19 protein-coding genes and 1 tRNA gene are annotated in these 21,033 nt (G+C 68.1%); 11 read left to right on the forward strand and 9 right to left on the reverse strand.

Translation table 11 applies throughout. From position 1 onward, the window contains the following. Positions 1–6: 6 nt before the first annotated feature. Positions 7–1,401 carry a trigger factor gene (gene tig / locus ACXJ1Y_RS12715; RefSeq protein WP_463846619.1) on the reverse strand — a complete coding sequence of 465 codons (1,395 nt, stop codon included), beginning with the start codon at positions 1,399–1,401 and terminating at the stop codon, positions 7–9. A gap of 121 nt (positions 1,402–1,522) precedes the next feature. Beyond that, positions 1,523–1,607: transfer RNA gene (locus ACXJ1Y_RS12720), tRNA-Leu, on the reverse strand. A 157-nt stretch (positions 1,608–1,764) separates the two neighbouring features. Here ACXJ1Y_RS12720 and ACXJ1Y_RS12725 point away from each other — a divergent pair. Then, on the forward strand, positions 1,765–3,243 hold the full coding sequence (locus tag ACXJ1Y_RS12725; protein ID WP_463846620.1) for a multicopper oxidase family protein: 1,479 nt from the start codon (positions 1,765–1,767) through the stop codon (positions 3,241–3,243). Here ACXJ1Y_RS12725 and ACXJ1Y_RS12730 read toward each other — a convergent pair. After that, positions 3,236–4,756, reverse strand: coding sequence for an NAD(P)H-hydrate dehydratase (locus ACXJ1Y_RS12730; RefSeq protein ID WP_463846621.1), 1,521 nt, complete (start codon positions 4,754–4,756; stop codon positions 3,236–3,238). The two genes, ACXJ1Y_RS12725 and ACXJ1Y_RS12730, sit on opposite strands and share 8 nt — an antisense overlap. 162 nt (positions 4,757–4,918) lie before the next feature. On the opposite strand from ACXJ1Y_RS12730, the gene ACXJ1Y_RS12735 reads away from it, so the two are divergent. Further along, positions 4,919–5,257 carry a P-II family nitrogen regulator gene (locus ACXJ1Y_RS12735; RefSeq protein ID WP_238248076.1) on the forward strand — a complete coding sequence of 113 codons (339 nt, stop codon included), beginning with the start codon at positions 4,919–4,921 and terminating at the stop codon, positions 5,255–5,257. A gap of 166 nt (positions 5,258–5,423) precedes the next feature. Further along, positions 5,424–5,597, forward strand: a complete 174-nt coding sequence (locus ACXJ1Y_RS12740) for a DUF2735 domain-containing protein (RefSeq protein WP_463846622.1) — start codon at positions 5,424–5,426, stop codon at positions 5,595–5,597. Positions 5,598–5,663: 66 nt separating this feature from the next. Here the strand turns inward: ACXJ1Y_RS12740 and ACXJ1Y_RS12745 are convergent, their stop codons facing one another. After that, positions 5,664–6,698 (reverse strand): glutamine synthetase beta-grasp domain-containing protein, encoded by a 1,035-nt coding sequence (locus tag ACXJ1Y_RS12745; protein ID WP_463846623.1) that lies wholly within the window; start codon positions 6,696–6,698, stop codon positions 5,664–5,666. A gap of 373 nt (positions 6,699–7,071) precedes the next feature. Then, on the reverse strand, positions 7,072–7,224 hold the full coding sequence (locus ACXJ1Y_RS12750; RefSeq protein ID WP_463846624.1) for a hypothetical protein: 153 nt from the start codon (positions 7,222–7,224) through the stop codon (positions 7,072–7,074). 671 nt (positions 7,225–7,895) lie between these two features. Between ACXJ1Y_RS12750 and glnA the strand changes: the two genes are divergently transcribed. After that, on the forward strand, positions 7,896–9,305 hold the full coding sequence (gene glnA / locus ACXJ1Y_RS12755) for a type I glutamate--ammonia ligase (protein WP_463846625.1): 1,410 nt from the start codon (positions 7,896–7,898) through the stop codon (positions 9,303–9,305). A gap of 253 nt (positions 9,306–9,558) precedes the next feature. Here glnA and ACXJ1Y_RS12760 read toward each other — a convergent pair whose 3' ends face one another. Beyond that, complete coding sequence (locus tag ACXJ1Y_RS12760) at positions 9,559–10,185, reverse strand: ribonuclease D (RefSeq protein ID WP_463846626.1); 627 nt, start codon at positions 10,183–10,185, stop codon at positions 9,559–9,561. A gap of 146 nt (positions 10,186–10,331) precedes the next feature. Between ACXJ1Y_RS12760 and ACXJ1Y_RS12765 the strand changes: the two genes are divergently transcribed. Then, complete coding sequence (locus ACXJ1Y_RS12765; protein ID WP_463850110.1) at positions 10,332–10,760, forward strand: cupin domain-containing protein; 429 nt, start codon at positions 10,332–10,334, stop codon at positions 10,758–10,760. Positions 10,761–10,764: 4 nt separating this feature from the next. Here the strand turns inward: ACXJ1Y_RS12765 and yddG are convergent, their stop codons facing one another. After that, positions 10,765–11,643 carry an aromatic amino acid exporter YddG gene (gene yddG / locus ACXJ1Y_RS12770; protein WP_463846627.1) on the reverse strand — a complete coding sequence of 293 codons (879 nt, stop codon included), beginning with the start codon at positions 11,641–11,643 and terminating at the stop codon, positions 10,765–10,767. A 385-nt stretch (positions 11,644–12,028) separates the two neighbouring features. Between yddG and ACXJ1Y_RS12775 the strand changes: the two genes are divergently transcribed. Then, positions 12,029–13,708 carry a porin gene (locus ACXJ1Y_RS12775; RefSeq protein ID WP_463846628.1) on the forward strand — a complete coding sequence of 560 codons (1,680 nt, stop codon included), beginning with the start codon at positions 12,029–12,031 and terminating at the stop codon, positions 13,706–13,708. Between the two features lie 335 nt (positions 13,709–14,043). Beyond that, positions 14,044–15,420 carry a 2-hydroxycarboxylate transporter family protein gene (locus tag ACXJ1Y_RS12780; protein WP_463846629.1) on the forward strand — a complete coding sequence of 459 codons (1,377 nt, stop codon included), beginning with the start codon at positions 14,044–14,046 and terminating at the stop codon, positions 15,418–15,420. A gap of 16 nt (positions 15,421–15,436) precedes the next feature. Here the strand turns inward: ACXJ1Y_RS12780 and ACXJ1Y_RS12785 are convergent, their stop codons facing one another. Beyond that, the gene (locus ACXJ1Y_RS12785) at positions 15,437–16,504 is read right to left on the reverse strand and encodes a GSCFA domain-containing protein (protein ID WP_463846630.1); all 1,068 of its coding nucleotides are present in this window, start codon (positions 16,502–16,504) and stop codon (positions 15,437–15,439) included. 68 nt (positions 16,505–16,572) lie between these two features. Here ACXJ1Y_RS12785 and ACXJ1Y_RS12790 point away from each other — a divergent pair, with 68 nt between their 5' ends. Next, entirely contained in the window at positions 16,573–17,610 is a 1,038-nt protein-coding gene (locus tag ACXJ1Y_RS12790) for a WcbI family polysaccharide biosynthesis putative acetyltransferase (RefSeq protein ID WP_463846631.1), read from the forward strand. Here the strand turns inward: ACXJ1Y_RS12790 and ACXJ1Y_RS12795 are convergent. Then, complete coding sequence (locus ACXJ1Y_RS12795) at positions 17,595–17,993, reverse strand: response regulator (RefSeq protein WP_463846632.1); 399 nt, start codon at positions 17,991–17,993, stop codon at positions 17,595–17,597. The genes ACXJ1Y_RS12790 and ACXJ1Y_RS12795 overlap by 16 nt on opposite strands. A 357-nt stretch (positions 17,994–18,350) precedes the next feature. On the opposite strand from ACXJ1Y_RS12795, the gene pal reads away from it, so the two are divergent. The 3 genes from pal to tilS all read left to right on the forward strand — a co-directional run bounded on the left by pal (position 18,351) and on the right by tilS (position 21,032). Then, positions 18,351–18,869 carry a peptidoglycan-associated lipoprotein Pal gene (gene pal / locus ACXJ1Y_RS12800; protein ID WP_463846633.1) on the forward strand — a complete coding sequence of 173 codons (519 nt, stop codon included), beginning with the start codon at positions 18,351–18,353 and terminating at the stop codon, positions 18,867–18,869. 82 nt (positions 18,870–18,951) lie between these two features. Beyond that, positions 18,952–19,971 carry a tol-pal system protein YbgF gene (ybgF, locus tag ACXJ1Y_RS12805; protein WP_463846634.1) on the forward strand — a complete coding sequence of 340 codons (1,020 nt, stop codon included), beginning with the start codon at positions 18,952–18,954 and terminating at the stop codon, positions 19,969–19,971. Then, the gene (gene tilS / locus ACXJ1Y_RS12810) at positions 19,968–21,032 is read left to right on the forward strand and encodes a tRNA lysidine(34) synthetase TilS (protein WP_463846635.1); all 1,065 of its coding nucleotides are present in this window, start codon (positions 19,968–19,970) and stop codon (positions 21,030–21,032) included. The genes ybgF and tilS overlap by 4 nt, the downstream gene beginning before the upstream one ends. Position 21,033 lies beyond the last annotated feature (1 nt).

The raw sequence follows: 21,033 nt of genomic DNA on the forward strand, positions 1-21,033 counted from the left end.
GCGGGCTCAGTCGGCCGAATCGGCCTTTTCAGCCGGCTTTTCACCGGTCGTGTCGTCTTCCTCGTCGTCGGCGAACAGGGCGTCCTTCGCGACGGGCTCTTCCGTGACTTTCACCTGACCGAGGACGTGGTCAACCACCTTTTCCTCGAACAGGGGGGCCCGCAGCTCCGCGAGCGCCTGCGCATTCTTACGGTAGAAGTCCCAGACCTGCTGCTCTTGGCCCGGGAACTGCCGCACCCGGGCGATGAGGGCCTGATTGACCTCCTCGTCGGAGACCTTGATATCGGCGCTCTCGCCGACCTGCGCAAGCACAAGGCCGAGACGCACGCGGCGCTCGGCGATCTTGCGGTACTCGCCCTTGGCCTTTTCCTCGTCGGTGCCCTCGTCCTCGAAGGTCTTGCCGCGGGTCTTCAGGTCCTGCTCCACCTGCGCCCACACCGCCGCGAATTCCTGCGCCACGAGGGACGGGGGAAGCTCGAAGGCGTACTTGCCGTCGAGGGCGTCGAGCAGTCCCTTCTTCAGGCGGCGTCGCGAGGCGGCCTCGTAATCGCTGCCGATCGCCTTGGAGATGGCGTCCTTCAGGTCGGCCAGGGTGTCCATGCCCATGGTCTTGGCGAACTCGTCATCGATCTTCGCCTCGCCGGGCTGCTGGATCTTGGTGACGGTCACGTCGAACTCGGCATCCTTGCCGGCCAGTTGCTCGGCGCCGTAGCCCTCCGGGAAAGTGACCTTCACGAGGCGCTGCTCGCCGACCTTGGCGCCGACCAGCTGGTCTTCGAAGCCGGGGATGAAGGTGTTCGAGCCGAGTTCGAGGTCGATGCCCTCGCCCTTGCCGCCCTGGAACTCCTCGCCGTCCATGCGGCCGACGAAGTCGATGGTGACGCGGTCGCCCTTCTCGGCGGCGGCGCCCTCCTCACGGTCGGCGAAGGGGCGGCTCTGACCGGCCATGCGGTCGAGGGCCTCGGTCACTTCCTCGTCCGAGGGGGTCGCGACGAGCTTGGTGAGGCTGACATCCGAGAGGTCGGCGAGCTCGAAGCTCGGCATCACTTCGAGAGCGACCTTGAAGGCGAGGTCGGCCTTGGCGTCGAGGGCCTTCTCGACCTCCTGCTGATCGGAGGGGAACTCGATCTGCGGCTCGAGGGCGAGCCTCAGGTTGTTGTCGCTGACGATCTTGCGATTCGCCTCGTTCACGGCGTTCTGCACGACGTCGGCCATCACCGAGCGGCCGTAGACCTTGCGCAGGTGGGCGACCGGCACCTTGCCGGGGCGGAAGCCCTTCAACTGCACCTTGTCCTTCATGCCGGCGAGTTCGCTGGTCAGGCGCTCCTCGAGTTCCTGGGCGGCCAGCAGGACCTGATATTCCCGCTTGAGGCCCTGGGTGTTGATCTCGGTGACCTGCATCGTCGTCGCTCTTCCAGAATCGTGTGCCGCCCCGCCCCATCGAATCCGGGCCGAGGTTCAACGGCAGGGAAGGAGGCGGGCGTCGGCAGACGCAGGAGCTTCCTGCCGTCGCGGGGTGGCCTGGTGCGGGCGGAGGGGCTCGAACCCCCACGTCTTGCGACACTGGAACCTAAATCCAGCGCGTCTACCAGTTCCGCCACGCCCGCGCGCGCCGACAACCCGGCCCGTCGCCGGCCGCCGGAAGCGCGCCCTATAGCACGCGCGACGGCGGCCGCAGCAAAAAAGTTCGGCCTCTTGCCTCCGGTGGCGCCATCGCCCTCGCGCGGTTATGGAGCGGCGCTGTCCCGCCGCCCACGAGGATCCATGGCCGACGAGTCCACGCCGCATCCCGTCCTGATTCCGGGGCCCGATTCCCGGCCGTCGCGCCTCGCCGTCGCGCCCTCGCGGCGGGCGATGGTCGGCGGCCTCGCGGTGCTCGGCCTCGCCGGCACGGCCAGGGCTCAGACCCCGCCGGCCGCGCCGGAGCCGAGGGGGCTGCAGGCGGGGCCGGGCAAGGTCCGGTTCAAGCCGGAGCCGGCGCCGGAGACGGCGATCTGGTGCTTCGACGGGAAGGTCACGCCGCCGATCGTGCGGGTGAAACTCGGCCAGCCGGTGCGGCTCCGGCTGAAGAACACCACCGACAAGCCCCTGTCGCTGCACTGGCACGGGGTGCGCAACGTCAACGCCATGGACGGCGTCGGCGGGGTGACACAGGCCCCCGTGCCGCCCGGCGGCGACTTCCTCTATGAGTTCACGCCCCCCGACGCGGGCACCTTCCTGATCCGGCCCCTCGTGGTCGGCGGATCGAGCGAGCCTTCCGGCCGGGGGCTCGCCGGGATGCTCGTGGTGGAGGAGGCGAACCCGCCCGCCGTCGATGCCGATCTCGGGCTGGTGCTGCAGGATTGGCGGCTCGAAGGGGACGGCACCCTGATGCCGTTCGGGCAGACCAGCTTCGCCGCCGCGAGCGGGCGGCTCGGCAATCTGGTGACGGTGAATGGCGGCCCGGTGCCGCAGACCCTCGAGGCGCGACCCGGCAGCCGGATCCGCCTGCGGGTCGCCAACGGCTGCAATGCGCGGGGCACGCGGCTGCGCTTCGAGGGCGTGAAGGTCTACGTAGCCGCCGTCGATGGCCAGCCCACGGACACGTTCGAGCCCCTGCGCGCCACCCTGCCCTTCCCGCCGGGCACCCGCTACGACCTGATGATCGACCTTCCCGACGAGGAGGGCGCGAAGGCGAGCGTCATCGCGCTGATCGGCTCCGGCCTGACCCTGGCGAGCGTGACCACGAAGGGCGACAAGCTTTCTCAGAAGCGCGCACCCATCGGCCCCATCGGCGAGAACAAGAAACTTCCTGCCGAGGTGAAGCTGCAAAACGCCATGCGGCGGGACGTGGTCATCACCGGCGGCGCCTTCGTTCCGAAGGAGACCGGTGACGCGAAGGACAAGGCCGCGCCGGAGCCGGTCTATACCGGCGATCCGAAGAAGGTCTGGGCGATCAACGGCACCAGCGGCGCCGCCGGGCAGGCGCCGATCTTCACGGTGAAGCGCGGGCAGGTCGTGGTGCTGGCGCTGCGCAATGACACCGCCTTCCCCCAGGCCCTGCACCTGCACGGCCATTGCTTCCGCCTGCTCCACCCGCTGGACGACGGCTGGGAGCCCTACTGGCTCGACACGTTCCAGTTGCTCGAAGGCCGCACGGCGCGGATCGCGTTCCTCGCGGACAACCCCGGCCGGTGGCTTATCAGCGCCACCGTGCTGGAGCGATTCGATACCGGGCTCTGGACCTCGTTCGAGGTCACCTGAGCCCGGCAAGCACGGCGGGCATCAGTTCGGGCAGGTCCTCCGCGATGAGGCCCGGCCCGTGCCGCAGGCCGGCATCGCCGTGGAGCCACACGGCGGCGCAGGCGGCTTCGAACGTCGGCATTCCCTGCGCCAGCAGCCCGGCGATCAGACCGCCGAGGACATCGCCGGAGCCGGCCGTGCCGAGATAGGGCGTGCCGTGGTCGTTGATCGCGGCCCGCCCGTCCGGATGCGCCACCACCGTATCCGCGCCCTTGAACACGATCACCGTCCCCGTCAGCACGGCGGCGGCGCGGGCGCGCTCCACCTTGCTGCCTGCCTGCATGACCTTCGTCTCGTCGAACAGCCGGGCGAATTCCCCCGCATGGGGGGTCAGCACCGCCTCGCCGCCGCCTTCCGCGATCAGCCCGGCGAGGTGCCGCGCCCCGCCCGCGAAGCTCGTCAGCGCATCGGCATCCAGGACGAGGCGACGCCCCGCCGAGGCCGCCACCGCCACGCGATCCCGCGTCGGCTCGCCCACGCCGAGCCCCGGCCCGAGCAGGACGACGTTCAGCCGCTCGTCCGTCAGCAGATCGTCAAGGTCGTCGGGCTCCTCGCAGCGGCGGAGCATGATCGCCGTGAGATGGGCCGCGTTCTCCGCGAGGGCGGCGGCCGGCGAGGCCATCGTCACGAGCCCCGCCCCGACGCGCAGGGCCGCGCGAGCGGCGAGGCGCGCCGCGCCCGTCTTGGTCGCGGGGCCGGACACCACGACCGCGTGGCCGCGCGTGTACTTGTGACTCGCCCGCGTGAGTCGCGGGAATTCACCCCGCCATAGGTCGGGCCCGTTGTGATGGAGCGGCGGCAGCGAGGCTGCGAGCCCGGCGGCGAGGGCCGCCTCCCCCGCGCCGATCTGCGCCACATGGATGTGGCCGCAGAGCGACCGGCCCGGTTCGAGCAGATGCGCGGGCTTGCGCGCGACGAAGGTCACGGTCTCCACCGCCGCGAAGGCGACGCCACGCACCGCGCCGCTGTCGCCATCGACGCCGCTCGGCACATCGACCGCCAGGACGGGCAGGCGCGCCGCCGTCACCGCCTCGACCATGGCCCGCGCCGCGCCGTCGAGGTCGCGGGAGAGGCCGGCGCCGAACAGCGCGTCGATCACGAGGTCGGTGCCCGCGAGGTCGCCCGGCAGGTCCGCCAGCACCGGCTCCAACCATGCCTCGGACGCGAGGGCGGCATCGCCCTTCAACGCCGCCCGGTCCCCCAGCAGCACCAGCGTCACGCCATAGCCGTCGGCGGCGAGGAGGCGCGCCGTGACGAAGCCGTCGCCGCCATTGTTGCCCGGCCCGCACAGGACGAGCACCCGCCCGCCCTGCGGCGCCAGCGCCCGTGCCCGCCCGGCGACCGCCGCGCCGGCCGCCTCCATCAGGGCGATGCCCGGCACACCGCCGGCGATGGCCGCCGCATCGAGCTTGCCCACCGCCGCAACGCTGAGCACCCGAGTCCCTGCACCGCTCATTGCCCTAGCCTCGACCATCGGATGCTCACCTAATGGACAGAATCACGCCGATCGCCTGAATGATGCGCAGGAATTGAGCACGAAATAGGCAGTTTCTAGCCAAGCGACGGCAAAACGCCGTGGCGGCTGGGTCGCGGCGATGTTACTGTCCCGCGACGTGTACAGACAGGCCCGAGCGGCATGAAGAAGATCGAAGCGATCATCAAGCCCTTCAAGTTGGACGAAGTGAAGGAGGCCCTCCAGGAGGTGGGCCTTCAGGGAATCACCGTGATCGAAGCCAAGGGCTTCGGGCGCCAGAAGGGCCACACCGAGCTCTATCGCGGCGCCGAGTACGTGGTCGACTTCCTGCCCAAGGTGAAGCTTGAGATCGTTCTGTCGGACGCGCTCGTGGAAGGCGCGGTCGACGCGATCCGCAAGTCGGCCCAGACCGGCCGCATCGGCGACGGCAAGATCTTCGTCTCCACCATCGAAGAGGCGATCCGCATCCGCACCGGCGAGACCGGCCCGGACGCCATCTGAGCGCGGCGGCAGTCGAGGGACACTATTCCCGGACTGCCTGATTTTCGCTCTTGCACGAATATCCGGCAAAACCGGTTTTGGCATGGTTGCCGGCAACGCGTGACCTTACATTCCTCCTGACGGGGCGGCCGAATGGGCCGCTCCACAGAGCCAGGAGGGCTGAGCGATGGCCGAACACGAGCTGCGCGGGTCCGCGAAAGTCTACGATCTCTCAGCTTTCCGTCGCGCGCAGGCGGCCCGCCGGCCCGTCGAGGCCACCAAACCCGTGCCCGTGGTGAGCGGCGGCGCGTGGTACCACGAAGCCGCCATCCGCGACGACGACCGCCCCCGGGAGCGCTGACACCCTAAAAACTAGAAAGCCGGACCCAAAGGCCCGGCTCTCTTTTATCGAGAGACCGACTTGGTCTCAGGCCGCAGCAGAGCTGGCGTCCTGCACCGAGGCGATGGTCTTCAGGACCTGCGAAGCGATCTGGTAGGGGTCGCCCTGCGAGTTCGGACGGCGGTCTTCCAGATAGCCCTTGTAGCCGTTGTTCACGAAGGAATGCGGCACGCGGATCGAGGCGCCACGGTCAGCCACGCCGTAGCTGAACTTGTTCCACGGCGCGGTCTCATGCTTGCCGGTAAGGCGCATGTGGTTGTCCGGGCCGTAGACGGCGATGTGGTCCTCGATGTTGACCTCGAAGGCCTTCATCAGGCTCTCGAAATACTCCTTGCCGCCGACTTCGCGCATGAGCGCGGTCGAGAAGTTGCAGTGCATGCCCGACCCGTTCCAGTCGGTGTCGCCGAGCGGCTTGCAATGGTACTCGACGTCGATGCAGTACTTCTCGCAGAGGCGCTGCAGGAGGTAGCGGGCCATCCACATCTCGTCGGCGGCCTTCTTGGAGCCCTTGCCGAAGATCTGGAATTCCCATTGGCCCTTCGCCACCTCGGCGTTGATGCCCTCGTGGTTGATGCCGGCTTCGAGGCAGAGGTCGAGATGCTCCTCGACGATCTGGCGGGCGATGTTGCCCACGTTCGAGTAGCCGACGCCCGTGTAGTACGGGCCCTGCGGGGCCGGGTAGCCCTGCTCGGGGAAGCCGAGCGGACGGCCGTTCTGGTAGAAGAAGTACTCCTGCTCGAAGCCGAACCACGCGCCCGCGTCATCGAGGATGGTCGCGCGCTTGTTCGACTCGTGCGGGGTCTTGCCGTCCGGCATCATCACTTCGCAGAGCACCAGCACGCCGTTCTTGCGGGCCGGATCGGGGAAGTGGCGCACGGGCTTGAGCATGCAGTCGGAGCTGCCGCCCTCGGCCTGCTTCGTGGAAGACCCGTCGAAGCCCCACATGGGAAGCTGCTCAAGGGTCGGGAAGCTGTCGAATTCCTTGATCTGCGTCTTGCCACGCAGGTTTGGCACCGGCGTGTAGCCGTCGAGCCATATATACTCGAGCTTGTATTTCGTCATTCCGGTCTCTCGCCGATCTCTCGATCCCTTGTCGACGCGGCGCCCCGCAGATCATGGGGCTCCGGCGAACGGCACGCCGCCTTTGCGACGGTCGCCGAACCCTAAGCATGCATCGTGCCATTGGCGCGGCGCAAACTGCGATGTTCCATCCCAATTGGTCACAGAATCGTGAGACGCCGGCACGACGAGGCCGGGCATTTCAAGCCATTTTTACAATGCTGCTTTTTATCCTATTTTAGATTCGCGAGATTGATGGGCAGCGGGAGGAAATCGATCCCGTTCGAATTTAGCGGCAACGTTGGCGCCTTTCAGCTTTGACGGTGCCGGTGGCCCTTCTTCGTTGCGGACTGTTCCTCAAAACCTTCGGCCCAAATCAACCGCGCGTTTCGGCAACGGCCGGCGGACGAAGGAAGGCGAAGGTGTTTAAGGCTTTTCGCAAGATGCCAGCAACATCATCTTCACCGCAGATCCTGATAAACTTCTCTATAACCTCGATTTGCGCGAATAATACGATGGCAGCAACCATGCTCTATAAAGCATCTTGGAAAGACAAATTCACTACAGGTAGATTCGGCAGCTGAGGGGAGGTCTGAAAAAGCCTCTATAACTCCGGCACTTCGGCTACCCGACGGGACGCGAAGCTTTTAGTAAAGATGTCCTAAAACTTTAAATACGCAACACATATAGTGTCGGCGCATTTATCGTAAATGATTAAACAAGAGCCCGTGGCTATCGCATTATCACGGCCTATTCTCGAAACGACGGTGATTAAAATGCAGCCATCTGAAGAACTCAAGCAATTTGGTCGCATGTTTATCCAAGATATACACCTATTTGGAACCTCAGAGGAAGAAATCATAGATTATATAGCTAGAGGATACGATTCGAAAAAATCAGCTAATCTACGTAGGTTCATCGCCAAGATACTCGAATTAAACCTCACACACCAAGAATTGCAGCGACTTTGGTCGGCGACAGACAGTGATATTTATTTCCGCTCGGCAGAAGGATTCAAGGACTTCCTGAGGACGACGCGAGATCGGCTCTGACTCGGAGGTCGGACCGCAGCGAGCAGGTGCCTGACGCAGTTTAATTGAGCCCACGGCTTGAGCGTGATTCCCTTAACCCGGGTGGTGCCGAGCCGAGCCGGGCTGTATGGGTCGGCCCGGCTGAACGAAAGCCAGGAGAGACGCCACGATGACCACCGCAGCCGAAGTGCTCAAGACGATCCGGGACAACGACGTCCGCTACGTCGACCTCCGCTTCACCGACCCGCGCGGCAAGTGGCAGCACGTGACCTTCGACGTCTCGATGGTGGACGACGCCTTCTTCTCCGAGGGCCAGATGTTCGACGGCTCCTCGATCGCCGGCTGGAAGGCGATCAACGAGTCGGACATGCTGCTGATGCCCGATCCGTCCACCGCCTGCATGGACCCGTTCTTCTCCGCCGCGACGCTCTCCGTCGTCTGCGACGTGCTGGAGCCGGAAAGCGGCGAGCCCTACGGTCGCGACCCCCGCTGCACCGCCAAGCGCGCCGAGGCCTACCTGCAGGAGATCGGCATCGCGGACACCGTCTATGTCGGCCCCGAGGCCGAGTTCTTCGTGTTCGACGACGTGAAGTTCTCCGCCGACCCGTACAAGACCGGCTTTGAGCTCGATTCGACCGAGCTGCCGACAAACGGCTTCACCGATTACGAGGGCGGCAACCTCGGCCACCGGATCCAGACCAAGGGCGGCTACTTCCCGGTGCCGCCGCAGGATTCGGCGCAGGACATGCGCGGCGAGATGCTCGCGGCCATGGCCGCGATGGGCGCCACCGTCGAGAAGCACCACCACGAGGTGGCCAGCGCCCAGCACGAGCTCGGCCTGAAGTACGACACGCTCACCACGATCGCCGACCACCTGCAGATCTATAAGTACTGCATCCACAACGTGGCGCAGAGCTACGGCAAGACCGCGACCTTCATGCCCAAGCCCGTCTACGGCGACAACGGCTCGGGCATGCACGTCCACCTGTCCCTTTGGAAGGACGGCAAGCCGCTCTTCGCGGGCGACAAGTATGCCGGCCTGAGCCAGGAGTGCCTGTACTTTATCGGCGGCATCATCCGGCACGCCAAGGCGCTGAACGCCTTCACCAACCCCTCGACCAACTCGTACAAGCGGCTGGTGCCGGGCTACGAGGCCCCCGTGCTGCTGGCCTATTCGGCCCGCAACCGCTCGGCCTCCTGCCGCATCCCGTGGACGAAGAGCCCGAACGCCAAGCGGCTCGAGGTGCGCTTCCCCGATCCGACCGCCAACCCGTACCTCGCCTTCTCGGCGCTGCTGATGGCCGGCCTCGACGGCATCCGCAACAAGATGGATCCCGGCGCGGCGATGGACAAGGATCTCTACGATCTGCCGCCGAAGGAGCTGCGCCGCATCCCGACCGTATGCGGCTCGCTGCGCGAAGCCCTCACCAGCCTCGACAAGGACCATGCCTTCCTCACGGCCGGCAACGTCTTCACCGAGGATCAGATCGAGTCGTTCATCGAGCTGAAGATGGCCGAGGTGCTGCGCTACGAGATGACCCCGCACCCGATCGAGTTCGTGCAGTACTACTCGCTCTGATGGGGCAAGGGCCGCGGGTCTCGCATCCGCGGCCTCACTGAAGCCCGGGCCGGCGCGGTCGACGGACCCTCCTCGCCGGCCTGATCGGGAAGTGACCGGCGAGGAGGATCTGGCCCAGTTGCTAAGCTCGGGCCCGTTCAGGCTAGCAGTATCCTGAACGGAAACCGTCACCGCAAAACCTCACCCCCACTCCGATAAAGCGCGAATCCGCAGTCTTCCGCGTCTCAAACGTCGCAGTGTAGAGCTTTCGCGCTCAGGTATGGGCGAAGATGTCGGCCTCGTCCCATCCGAGCAGGTCGAGCCGGGCGCGGGACGGCAGGAACCGGAAGCACGCCTCGGCCAGATCGGTGCGCCCCTCGCGCGCGAGCATCGAATCGAGTTTCGCCTTGGCAGCGTGGAGATGCAGCACGTCCGAGGCGGCGTAATCGAGCTGCGCCTGGGTGAGCGTGTCGGCGCCCCAATCCGAACTCTGCTGCTGCTTCGAGAGATCGACCCCCACTGTCTCGCGCACGACGTCCTTCAGGCCGTGCCGGTCGGTGTAGGTGCGGGCGAGCTTGGAGGCGATCTTGGTGCAGTAGACCGGCGAGGGCATCACGCCGAGCCGGTGGAACAGCACCGCGAGATCGAACCGGGCGAAATGGAAGAGCTTCAGCACCGATTCGTCGCCGAGCACCCGGATCAGGGTCGCGGGGGCCGGGCCGCCGGGGACGATCTGCACCACGTCCGCCGTCCCGTCGCCCGTCGAGAGTTGGACGACGCAGAGCCGGTCGCGGTGGGGGTTGAGGCCCAGCGTCTCGGTATCGATCGCGACGGAGGTGCCGGGATCGTAGGAGGCGGGCAGGTCGCCCCGGTGGAGGCGGACATTCGGGTTCTGGGACACGGGATCGGCTCGGTGAATGAGGATTGCGGCCGGTATCACCCGAACCGAAGGGGAACAAGGCTGGGAGGACGCCTGCGGGCGCCCTAAGCTCGCCGGGCGCGGATCGCGCGCGGGAAGGACCTGAGCCCATGCAAGACATCGCCTCCATGAGCGCGGCCGAGGTGATCACGGCGCTCGGGCTGCAGCCGCACCCGGAGGGCGGGCATTACAAGGAGACGTTCCGCGATCCCCGCAGCGCGGACGGCCGGTCGGTCGGCACGGCGATCTACTTCCTGCTCGATGTCGGCGAGGCCTCGGCGTGGCACCGGGTCGATGCCGCCGAGATCTGGCATTGGTATGCGGGCGCGCCCCTCGTGATCACCGTGAGCCCGAACGGGCACGATGCCTCGGCCCACCATCTCGGCCCGGAGATCGGTCGCGGGCAGCGGCCGCAATTCGTGGTGCCCGCCGGCCATTGGCAGACCGCCACCAGCCTCGGCGCCTGGACCCTGGTCGGCTGCACCGTGGCGCCCGGCTTCGACTTCGCCGGATTCGAACTCGCCCCGCCGGATTGGCGCCCCCTCCCCCGCGCCTGACGCGTCAGGCCGTCCGCGACGCCCGCACCGCGAGCAGCGCCCCGGCCACGATGAGCAGACACGAGAGGGCGAGCGCCGGCCGGGCTGGCGCGTATCCCGCCGTCACGAGGATGAGGGTCGAGAGAACCGGCGCCGCATAGGCCGCGACGCCGAGGAGGCGCACGTCGCCCCGCTTGCAGCCGATATCCCAGAGGTAGAACGCGGCGCCGACCGGGCCGAGGCCGAGCAGGACGATGGACGCCCAGGCGCTGGCCTCCTGCGGCCAGACGCTCGTCTCGAAGGCGAAGTGGCAGAGGAGGCTGAGGAGCCCGGTCGCGAGGCAGAAGCCGGCGACCGCCTCGGTCGGGACCGCACCGACCCGCGCGGACAGCACGGAATAGCCGGCCCAGACGAAGGCCGCCGCGAGAGACGCGGCGTAACCGGGCAGCGCATCCGTACCGAAGCCGATATCCCGCCCGGCGAACAGGATGCCGACGCCCGCGAGCCCCATCAGCGCGCCCGCCACATGGCCGGGCCGCAGCCCCTTCGCGCCGGGGAGCCACGCGGAGAACAGCACGATCAGCAGCGGCCAGAGATAGTTGATGAGCCCCGCCTCGGCCGGCGGCGCGAGGCGCAGGGCCGTAAAGTACAGCGCGTGGTAGCCGAACAGCCCGCCGACCCCGAGGAGCCACACGGGCAATGGCTGGCGCAGCGCCCGCGCCAGATCGGGCCGGACGAGGAAGCGGGTGCAACCGAGCGCACCACCGATCAGGAAGGTGATCGCCGCCAGCTGAAACGGCGGCACTCCGCCGGATGCCGCCGTGAACAGGGCAAGCAGAGCCCACAATAGAATTGCCCCAAACCCAATAAGAGTGGCGCGGGTATCTCGCGAATCTGCCGTCATCTTCCATCCGTGGGTCGGCCGAACCGACTCGGCCGCCTGAGAAACCGAGCCTTCGGTGCGCCGATGCCCCAGCAACACTGCACGTCCAACGGGCAGCGACCGCACTTTGCCCGAGCTTCATGCACAGGACGCAAACCTTTGCCGGCAATAGCCTTCCCAAAATGTTGCGGGCCAGCAACATCACGTCGCAACGACACGGGGAAAGACAAATCCAAGTTGAACCGGCTTGGCCGTTCGCACATGGTGATTGGGCACGGGGGCATCGCCAAGCGACGGCCCGCTGGAGCCCGCCAATTAAGACGCGGGCCAGATCAAAAAAAGAACGCGGCGTGATCCGGAAAACCGGGCAGTCCGCATCTTGGGTCTCGAAGCTTTGGAGATGATGATGAAGCTCTTGAAGAGCTCTCTGCTCGGGTCGGCTGCGGCTCTCGCAGCCGTCGGCGCCGTGCAGGCCGCCGACTTGCCGGTCAAGAAGGCGGTCCCGATCGAATTCGTGCGCGTCTGCTCGGCCTACGGCGCCGGCTTCTTCTACATTCCCGGCACCGACACCTGCCTCCGTCTCTCGGGCCGCGCCCGCTTCGAGTACGGCTATCAGGCTCCCCTCGGCCGCGGCCAGGGCAACGGCGACTACAGCGGCTACCGCGGTCTCGCCCGCATCAACGTCGATGCCCGCACCCAGACCGGCTACGGCACCCTGCGCGCCTTCCTGCGCATCGAGGCCGCCAGCCGCACCGGCATCCCGACCCTGCACTCCGGCACCCAGATCCGTATCGCCAACGCCTTCCCGGGCACCGGCATCGATCAGTTCGGCCGCGTCGAGCAGTTCCTCAACACCGACAAGGCCTTCGTGCAGTTCGCCGGCCTGACCGCCGGTCGCGCGTCCTCGTTCTTCGACTTCTACGCTCACGACTTCGAGTTCGTGGCCGGCACGTCGGGTTCGGACGTCTCCTCCACGAACCTCCTCGCCTACACCGCCACGGTCGGCAACGGCTTCTCCGCCACCCTGTCGATGGAAGATCCGAGCTTCCGCCGCTCGCCGATCTACTCGCCGACCTCGGCCCTCGCCGCCACGGTGGGCAGCACCTCCACCGCCATCTTCGGTCAGGCCAACTCGCTGATCCCGGTCGTCCTCGGCGTCAACGCCGCCGGCGCCCCGATCGGCTTCGGCTTCACCGACGGCATCCAGCGCAACCGCATGCCCGACTTCGTCGGCGTGCTGCGCTACGATCAGCCCTGGGGTTCGGCGCAGATCTCCGCCGCCGTCCACGAGCTGAACACCGGCAACGTCATCTCGCAGGGTGGCTTCCTCGGCTTCAACAGCGCCGGTCAGGCCCTCACCGCCGTCAACGCGGTCGCCCCGCGCACGCAGAGCGAGTACGGCTGGGCCGTGCAGGGTGGCCTGAAGATCAACGCCCCGTTCATCGCGCCGGGCGACGCCTTCTACCTCCAGGGCGCCTATGCCGAAGGCGCGCAGATGTACACCGGCAACGGCTCGTACAGCGGCTCCTACGCGATCAACCCGACCTCGATCCAGGGCGCGTCGTTCAACCAGAACTTCTCGGACGCGACGATCAACCCGTTCACCAACCAGATGCAGCTCTCCACGAGCTTCTCGGTGGTCGGGTCGTTCCTGCACTACTGGGCTCCCGAGTGGCGTTCGGCGGTGTTCGCCTCCTACGGTGAGAACACCTTCGGTGCCGGCGCCCGCGCCGCCCAGGGTGCCTACTTCGGCTTCATCCCCGGCGCCGGCGGTGCCAATGCCGGCAGCACGGCCGTCTCGGCTCTCGGCGTCGGCGTCCCCGGCACGCGCTTCTACAATCTCAACGGCAACCTGCGCGACACGTACATGCTCTATGCCGGCGCGAACCTGATCTGGTCGCCGGTGAAGGACCTCGATATCGGTTTCGAGGGCATCTACGCTCAGTACGGTGTCCAGAACGGCCGGGTGCTCGACACCCAGAAGTTCAACTACACCGCCGCCCAGGTGAATTCGGGCATCCCGGTGAAGACGATCTCCAGCACCGATGTGTTCCAGGCGCGCTTCCGCGTCCAGCGCGACTTCTAAGTCGCAATAAGCGCCGGGGAGAATCTTCCCCGGCGCCCCGGATGAACCCCGTGTCATGCGGTCTTCGAGGCTCGGCGCCAGCGCCGGGCCTTTTTTGTTGTCCTGCCGCCTAAATGCGCGGCGCGATGCAATGCCGACGCGATCTCTTCGCGGAATGACATCCGCGTGGGATGAACTACACTGCGAGTTCGTTGTCTCTCCCGCCGCGTTGCCGCCCCGATAGCGCGCTGATACCCCAGACCGACATCTGACGGCGCCGCCCGCTCCGAATCCGGCCAGGGCTTCGCACAGGACAACGGACCGGCCCGCCAGAGGCCGGATTTCGGAGGACAGCGATGAGTACCGGAGCTTCGAGCCCGAGCGCCGCCACCGTGACACAGGCGGTCGCGCCGGCCTCCCGCCGCTTCTGGCCCGAGGGGTGGTGGCGCCTGATCGACATCAAGATCGGCATCATTCCGCTGCCGGTCTACCTGATCCTGGCCGTCCTCATCGCGATCCTGATGCAGGAGGGCGAGATCAAGCCGGACGGGCCGACGATGATCGCCGTGCTGGTGATGGGCGGCTTCACCTGCGCCGAAATCGGCAAGCGGCTTCCGATCCTCAGGAACATCGGCGCGGGCGCGATCTTCGCGACCTTCATCCCCTCGGCGCTCGTCTACTACAAGTTCGTGCCGCCGCAGATGGAGAAGGCGATCGTCGACTTCACCAAGTTCACGAACTTCCTCTACATCTACATCGCCACGATCATCGTCGGGTCCATCCTGGGCATGGACCGCGAGGTGCTGATCAAGGGCTTCCTGAAGATCTTCGCGCCGCTGGCCGTCGGCTCCGTGGCGGCCGGCCTCGTCGGGACCCTCGTCGGCACGTTGCTCGGCATCGGGGCCTACAAGACCTTCTTCTTCATCGTAGTGCCGATCATGGCCGGCGGCGTCGGCGAGGGCGCGATCCCGCTCTCCATCGGCTATGCCGCGATCCTCGGGACGCAGCAGGGGGTGATGTTCGCGCAGGTGCTGCCGCCGGTCATGCTCGGTTCGCTCACCGCCATCGTGCTGTCGGGCACCCTGAATTACGTCGGCAAGAAGAAGCCGCACCTCACCGGCAACGGCAAGCTCCAGCCCGACGCCGAGGAGTTCAAGTCCAGCGACGCCCAGGCCAAGGCCGAGGCCGCGCAGAAGGGCATCGACCCCGCCACGATCGGTGCGGCCGGGCTCACCGCCATCACGCTCTACCTGCTCGGTGTGATGTGCCACCACCTCACCGGCCTGCCGGCGCCCGTGGCGATGCTGTTCCTGGCGGTGTTCGCCAAGCTCGCCAGCGCGGTCTCGCCCCGGCTCCAGGCGGGCGGCTTCGTGGTCTACAAGTTCGTGCAGGTCAGCATGACCTACCCTCTGCTCTTCGCCATCGGCGTGGCGCTGACCCCGTGGAAGGACCTGATGGCGGCGTTCACCCTCGTGAATCTCATCACCATCATCGCGACCGTGGGGACCCTGATGACGGTGGGGTTCTTCGTCGGCCGGGCCATGAACATGTACCCGATCGAGACGGCCATCGTGAACGCCTGCCACAGCGGCCAGGGCGGCACGGGGGACGTGGCGATCCTGACCGCCGCCGACCGCATGGCGCTGATGCCCTTCGCCCAGATCGCCACCCGCATCGGCGGCGCCCTGACGGTGACGGGCACCCTCATCGTGATGAAGTGGATCGGCGCGTAACAACGCTCGCGCGGCGTCAGGCGACGCTGCGCTCGATCTCCTCCTCGTCGCAGATCACGCCGGCATTGCCCTCGAACTCGGCGGCGAGGTCGACGGGCGCCTGAAGCGGGGCGGCCGAGATCCTGTCCTTCGCGAAGGTGGCGAGGAACAGCCGCATCACGTGGCGCACGCCGGCATCGTTGATGGTGCGCTGGTCGTCGTTGTAGTAGCGCCCCGCATTCACGTTGCTGGTGACGATGTCGTAGGCGGGAAAATACACCGCGCGCGGGTCGTTGCGCGCCACGACCTCCCCCGCCGCCACGCGCAGGACCGACTTGGAGTAGCTGTTCGACTCCATGACGTGCCGGTCCATGTAGGTGGCGATCATCGGGACGGGCGACACGGTGAAGATCACCCGCGCCGTCGGGTTGACGCTCCACAGCCGGTCGAGGAACCCGTTCAGATCGGCCAGGACCTCGGCCGAGCCGGCATTGACGCACTCGTAGAGGTCCGCGTCGAAGGTGCCGCCGGCCACGCCCGGTGCCAGGGGCAAAGCCGCCCCGTCCGCCCGCCAGCGCCAGCCCTCGGTGAGGCCGAGGGTCAACACGAAGACGTCCAGGGTCTCGAACAGGTGGCGCACGGCAGCGAGATGCGCGTCGCGGGCGGCGATCACCTCCGCCTCGCTGGCGAAGCCCTGCGGCTCGACGGTCGGCCGGAACGGATCGACATAGCGCCCGTCGTCGCGCAGCCACGCCTTCAGCTCCGGCTCGAAACGGCCGTAGGCGCGGTCGAAGAGCTGCACGAACTGGCGCGTGTAATAGAGGTTGCCGTAGCGCGCGGAGAAGGTGCCGAACTGCCGGGCATTGGCCTCGGACTCGGTCATGCCGGTAAGCGGCGGCTCGGTGAGATAATAGTTGAACCCGGCCCCGCGCACCGCTTCGGCCACCCGTTGCGCGAAGCAGGATCCGCCCGTCGCGACCTTGTCGGTCGGCGCGATGGTGAAGGCGCCCTTCGGGTGCGGATTGACGGCGAAGGGCGGCACGTTGCTCACGACCTTGCGCCAGAAACGCTCGGCCGGTAGACCCGTGTACGGATTATTCGCCATCACCGAACCCTCTTGCCGCCGCGGCGGGTTACGCCGCAGCCGCCCTCCGCTCAAGACCAGCGCGCAACGTGGCCCTGACCGATCTGCCCCGGCGCGCGCGCCATGCGCTCTCCCTGTCGGCCCCTTCCTGGGCGACAGCGTGGCGGAACCGGTCCCGCGAGGACCAGGCGCGCAAAGGCCCCTCCATCGCGATCATCGGCAATTGCCAAGCACGGGCGCTGGCCCAGGCCATGCGGCTGCTCGCGCCGCAGAGCCCCGTGCGCTACCTCTCCATGGGCACGCTGAAGCGCGAGCATGGCCGGCTCGACGCCCTCGCGCGGGTGCTGCACGGGCATGACCGCGTCTTCGCCCAAGCGTTTCCCGAGGGCCTGATCCCCGGCGGCGGCAGCGCGCGGCTGAAGGAGATCGAGCCGCGCCTGACGCTGGTGCCCTCCATCGTCTTCTCGGCCTTCCACCCGGACATGGTCTATGCCGGCGCGGCCTCCGATCTCGCCTCCCTGAAGCTCGCCCCCTCCCCCCTCGGGCAGTACCACTCGGCCATCGTGCTGACGGCGCACAGGCTCGGGCTCGATGCGGCGCGTGCGGTCGGCCTGTTCCGCGAGGAGGTCTTCGCCCGGCTCGGCTATCTCGATTGGTGGGAGCCGGCGGTGCGCGAATTGACGGGCGGCGCCGAGCAGGCCGGCTTCAGCCTCGACCGCGAACTGACCCGCTGGGCACGGCGCGGCGCCTTCATGCACCTGATGAACCACCCGAAGCCGTTCGTGGTGGGCGACATCGCCAAGCGGCTGTTGCGGGAAGCCGGCATCGAGCCGGCGCCGGTCGAGGTGGAGGATTACCTCGCCGACGAGCTCGTCCACGACGTGATCTGGCCGATCTACCCGCCGATCGCCGCGCAGTTCGGGTTGGCCGGCTCCTACCTGTTCAAGGCCAAGGCGCGGGACGGGGCGTTCCCGGTGCTCTACGACCTGCCGGCCTTCGTCGCCGCGAGCTACGCGCTCTATGACGGGATGTCCCCGTCCGACCTGCACTGCGCGCGCGTCGAGATCTGGCTGAGCCTGCCGGAGGTCGTCGCCCTGTTCCGCGGGTCGGATCAGCCCGCCGCGTAGCGCACGGCCGGAACGGCGAAGCCCTCCGCCATGGCACGGACGGTGGCATCGATCTCGCGCACCTGGAACGGCTTGCGCAGGAACAGGCTGCCGGGCACGCCCCGGTTCCGGGACGACGTATCCGCCGAGGTATAGACCACCGGCCCCTCCGGCTTGATCGCCCGGAACGCCCCCGCGACCGTCCAGCCGTCGATGAGGCCCGGCAGGTGGATGTCGGTGAGGAGCCAATCGACCTCCTCCCCGCGGTTGCGCAGCAGGGTGAGCGCCGCTTCCCCCGTCGAGGCTTCAAGCACCCGGATGCCGCGCGCCTCGCACAGGTTCGCGACGATCTCCAGCAGGAGATAGCTGTCTTCGACGATCAGGACGCTCTGGCTCTGGAGCATGGGGGGCGCACCGATGAACGCGACGATTTAGGATCGAGCGACCCGATTAAGGCACGGTTAAACATGTGCGGAGCTTTCGCGCCCGCCCTGCACCTGTGGCCCGGCCGACACCGAGCCGGCGAAAACGCAGCCTGCCGGGGGAGATGCCGTGCCTGGGCCGCATTCCAGGTGCCTCACCGGAGCGCGGGTGCGTCGGCGCACGCTCCGACGGAGGCCACGGGCGCAAGCGCCGTTTCGGGCGGCCCGCTGAACCCGGGCTTAACCATCGTAGCCTTAATAGGACGCAGACAAACGGACGCGGCCCTGCCTCGAAGACCCCAGCCGGCCTTCGGCACCGCCCGAGGAGTTTCGTACACGATGTCCGCCATCATCACCCGGCGCCTGCGCGCCGTCGCCCTCGGTCTCTCGGTCTGCGCCGCCCTCGGGCTCGGCGCCTGCAGCAAGGACAGCGATCTCGCCGACGCCTCGGCCTACGGTGCCAACGGCGCCGGCGGTGCCTCGACGCCCGGCAGCGCCCAGGATTTCGTGGTCAATGTCGGCGACCGCGTCTTCTTCGAATCGGATTCGACCGATCTGACGCCCACTGCCACCGCCACCCTCGACAAGCAGGCCACGTGGCTGCAGCGCTACCCGCGCTACACGTTCATCGTGGAAGGCCATGCCGACGAGCGCGGCACCCGCGAGTACAACTTCTCCCTCGGCGCCCGCCGCGCCCAGTCGGTCTTCGACTACCTGACCACCCGTGGCATCGCCGCCGGCCGGATGCGGACCGTCTCCTACGGCAAGGAGCGTCCGGTGGCCGTGTGCAACGACATCTCGTGCTGGTCGCAGAACCGCCGCGCGGTGATCGTGCTCGATAGGGGCGCGGGCGCCTGATCCGGCCCACCGGCCGTCTTTTTGCCGCGGACGGGGCGTTCTGTTAGGGCGCGCCCCGCCCGCTGACTGCAAGCCGAGCCCCATGCACGCCCGCCTCCCTAGACGTTTCCTCGCCGCCCTCGTGATCCTGCCGGCCCTGTTCGGACCAGCGGCGGCGCAGGACGCCTCCGAACTCGTCGTTCGGCTGGGGCGGCTCGAGAGCCAGTCCCGCACGATGTCGGGACAGATCGAGACCCTCCAATACGAGAACCGCCAGCTCAAGGAGCAGCTGCGCAAGTTCCAGGAGGATGTGGAATTCCGCCTGAACGAGAAGGGCGGCGGGGGTGCCGCCGCCGCCGCGAAGCCCGCCCGCAGCCCCGCGCCCTCGGCCGCGCCGGCTCCCGCCGCGCCGAACTCGGTCAATGGCGGCAATCCCGGCTTCAACCAGGGCGGCACGCGTCAGCCGCCGCAGAAGCGCGGCGACGCCTTCGATCCCGAGCAGAACCCCGAGGCGCCCGGCGCGCCGATGCGGCTCGGCGCCGCAGAACCCTCCGCGCCGCTCCCCTCCCGCGAGACCGCCGAGGCCGCGCCCCTCCCGCGCGGCGCCCTCGACGACGAGGGCGAGGCCACCGGCCCCTACGACGAGCCCGTCGACCTGAACCCGCCGCGCCGCACGGGCGCGATCCCCCCGGTGGCGCCGCGCCCCAGCGAGAGCGTCGCCGCCACCGGCACGCCGGATGCCGAAGCCGATTACGACTCGGCCGTCGAACTGATCCAGTCGCGCCAATACGAGCAGGCGGAGATGAGCCTGCGCCAGTTCCTGCAATCGCACCCGCGCGACGCCCGCGTGCCCGGCGCGACCTACTGGCTGGGCGAGAGCTACCTCGCCCGGGGCCGCACCCGAGAGGCGGCGGAGCAGTTCCTGAAGGTCTCGACCGATTACGCCCGCTCGGCCCAGGCCCCGGAGGCGATGCTGAAGCTCAGCGTCTCCCTGAACGCGCTGGGCGCCAAGGAGCAGGCCTGCGCCACCCTCGCCGAACTCGAGCGCAAGTTCCCGAATGCCGGGACCGGCGTGCGCCAGGGCGTGACGCGGGAACAGAAGCGCGCCCGCTGCGCGGCGTGACCCCGCCGGACGATCCCGTCCTTGAAGCGCTCCGCCCCTGGCTGAGACCGGACTTCTCGCGAACGCTCCTCCTCGCCGTCTCCGGCGGCCCCGATTCGACCGCGCTGATGCACGCGGCGGCGAGCCTCCGCCCCGATACGCCCCTCCAGGTCGCCACCGTCGATCACGGCCTGCGCCCGGAAGCGGCCTCGGAGGCCGCCTCGGTCGGCCGCGCCGCCGCCGATCTCGGATTGCCCCACGCGGTACTGCGCTGGCAGGGCGACAAGCCGGCCACCGGCCTTCAGGACGCCGCCCGCGCCGCGCGCTACACGCTCCTCGCCGCCCATGCCGCCGCCATCGGCGCGGATCTCATCCTCACCGCCCATACCCGCGACGATCAGGCCGAAACGGTGCTGATGCGTCTCGCCGCCGGCAGCGCCCTGGCCGGGCTCGCGGGCATGCGCCCCGAGCGGATGCTCGCACCGGGCCTGCGGCTCGGGCGGCCTTTCCTCGGCCTCGACAAGGCGGTGCTGGTCGGCTGGTGCGAGGCGCGGGGCCTGACGTTCCTGAACGATCCCTCGAACACCAATCCGCGCTTCGCCCGCGCCCGCCTGCGTGCGGCGGCCTCGGCCCTCGCCGCCGAGGGCCTGACGAGTGCGCGGCTCGCGCGGCTGGCCCAGCGCGCGGCCCGCGATGAGGCCGCCCTGCGGCAGACTGCGGAGACCGCCCTTCGCGACGCCCTGCTCCCGGCCCCGGACGGCACGCTGCGCCTCGACGGAAGGCGCCTTCGCGCCCTGCCGGAGGCCGTCGCCCTGCGCTGCATCGATCTGGCGATCACGCGGGCGGGCGGAGCCAGCTACCGACTGGAGAAGCTCGAAGCCCTGGTGCTCGACGCCTTGCTCCCCGCCTTGCACGCCGGAGCAACCCTGCGGCGAACCCTCGCGGGGTACTGCGTGTCGGCCGATGGCAGCGGAACGGTGACACTTGTGCCCGCTCCTCCCCGGAAGAATGCCGGGCCTGCGGCACCGCCGACCGTCTTACTTGGCAACGAACACCCCCCCGCCTACATTGGCGATGCGTGAT

The organism is Methylobacterium sp. TK26, from assembly GCF_055361565.1.

Excerpts from the sequence above, each read along its gene's own strand:
- ACXJ1Y_RS12735 (WP_238248076.1), top strand. The coding sequence starts at position 4,919 with ATGAAGAAGATCGAAGCGATCATCAAGCCCTTCAAGTTGGACGAAGTG.
- ACXJ1Y_RS12765 (WP_463850110.1), top strand. The coding sequence starts at position 10,332 with ATGAGCGCGGCCGAGGTGATCACGGCGCTCGGGCTGCAGCCGCACCCG.
- glnA (WP_463846625.1), top strand. The coding sequence starts at position 7,896 with ATGACCACCGCAGCCGAAGTGCTCAAGACGATCCGGGACAACGACGTC.
- ACXJ1Y_RS12725 (WP_463846620.1), top strand. The coding sequence starts at position 1,765 with ATGGCCGACGAGTCCACGCCGCATCCCGTCCTGATTCCGGGGCCCGAT.
- ACXJ1Y_RS12740 (WP_463846622.1), top strand. The coding sequence starts at position 5,424 with ATGGCCGAACACGAGCTGCGCGGGTCCGCGAAAGTCTACGATCTCTCA.
- ACXJ1Y_RS12730 (WP_463846621.1), bottom strand. The coding sequence starts at position 4,756 with ATGGTCGAGGCTAGGGCAATGAGCGGTGCAGGGACTCGGGTGCTCAGC.
- ACXJ1Y_RS12795 (WP_463846632.1), bottom strand. The coding sequence starts at position 17,993 with ATGCTCCAGAGCCAGAGCGTCCTGATCGTCGAAGACAGCTATCTCCTG.
- ybgF (WP_463846634.1), top strand. The coding sequence starts at position 18,952 with ATGCACGCCCGCCTCCCTAGACGTTTCCTCGCCGCCCTCGTGATCCTG.
- tig (WP_463846619.1), bottom strand. The coding sequence starts at position 1,401 with ATGCAGGTCACCGAGATCAACACCCAGGGCCTCAAGCGGGAATATCAG.
- ACXJ1Y_RS12745 (WP_463846623.1), bottom strand. The coding sequence starts at position 6,698 with ATGACGAAATACAAGCTCGAGTATATATGGCTCGACGGCTACACGCCG.
- ACXJ1Y_RS12750 (WP_463846624.1), bottom strand. The coding sequence starts at position 7,224 with ATGGTTGCTGCCATCGTATTATTCGCGCAAATCGAGGTTATAGAGAAG.
- yddG (WP_463846627.1), bottom strand. The coding sequence starts at position 11,643 with ATGACGGCAGATTCGCGAGATACCCGCGCCACTCTTATTGGGTTTGGG.
- ACXJ1Y_RS12785 (WP_463846630.1), bottom strand. The coding sequence starts at position 16,504 with ATGGCGAATAATCCGTACACGGGTCTACCGGCCGAGCGTTTCTGGCGC.
- pal (WP_463846633.1), top strand. The coding sequence starts at position 18,351 with ATGTCCGCCATCATCACCCGGCGCCTGCGCGCCGTCGCCCTCGGTCTC.
- ACXJ1Y_RS12775 (WP_463846628.1), top strand. The coding sequence starts at position 12,029 with ATGAAGCTCTTGAAGAGCTCTCTGCTCGGGTCGGCTGCGGCTCTCGCA.
- ACXJ1Y_RS12780 (WP_463846629.1), top strand. The coding sequence starts at position 14,044 with ATGAGTACCGGAGCTTCGAGCCCGAGCGCCGCCACCGTGACACAGGCG.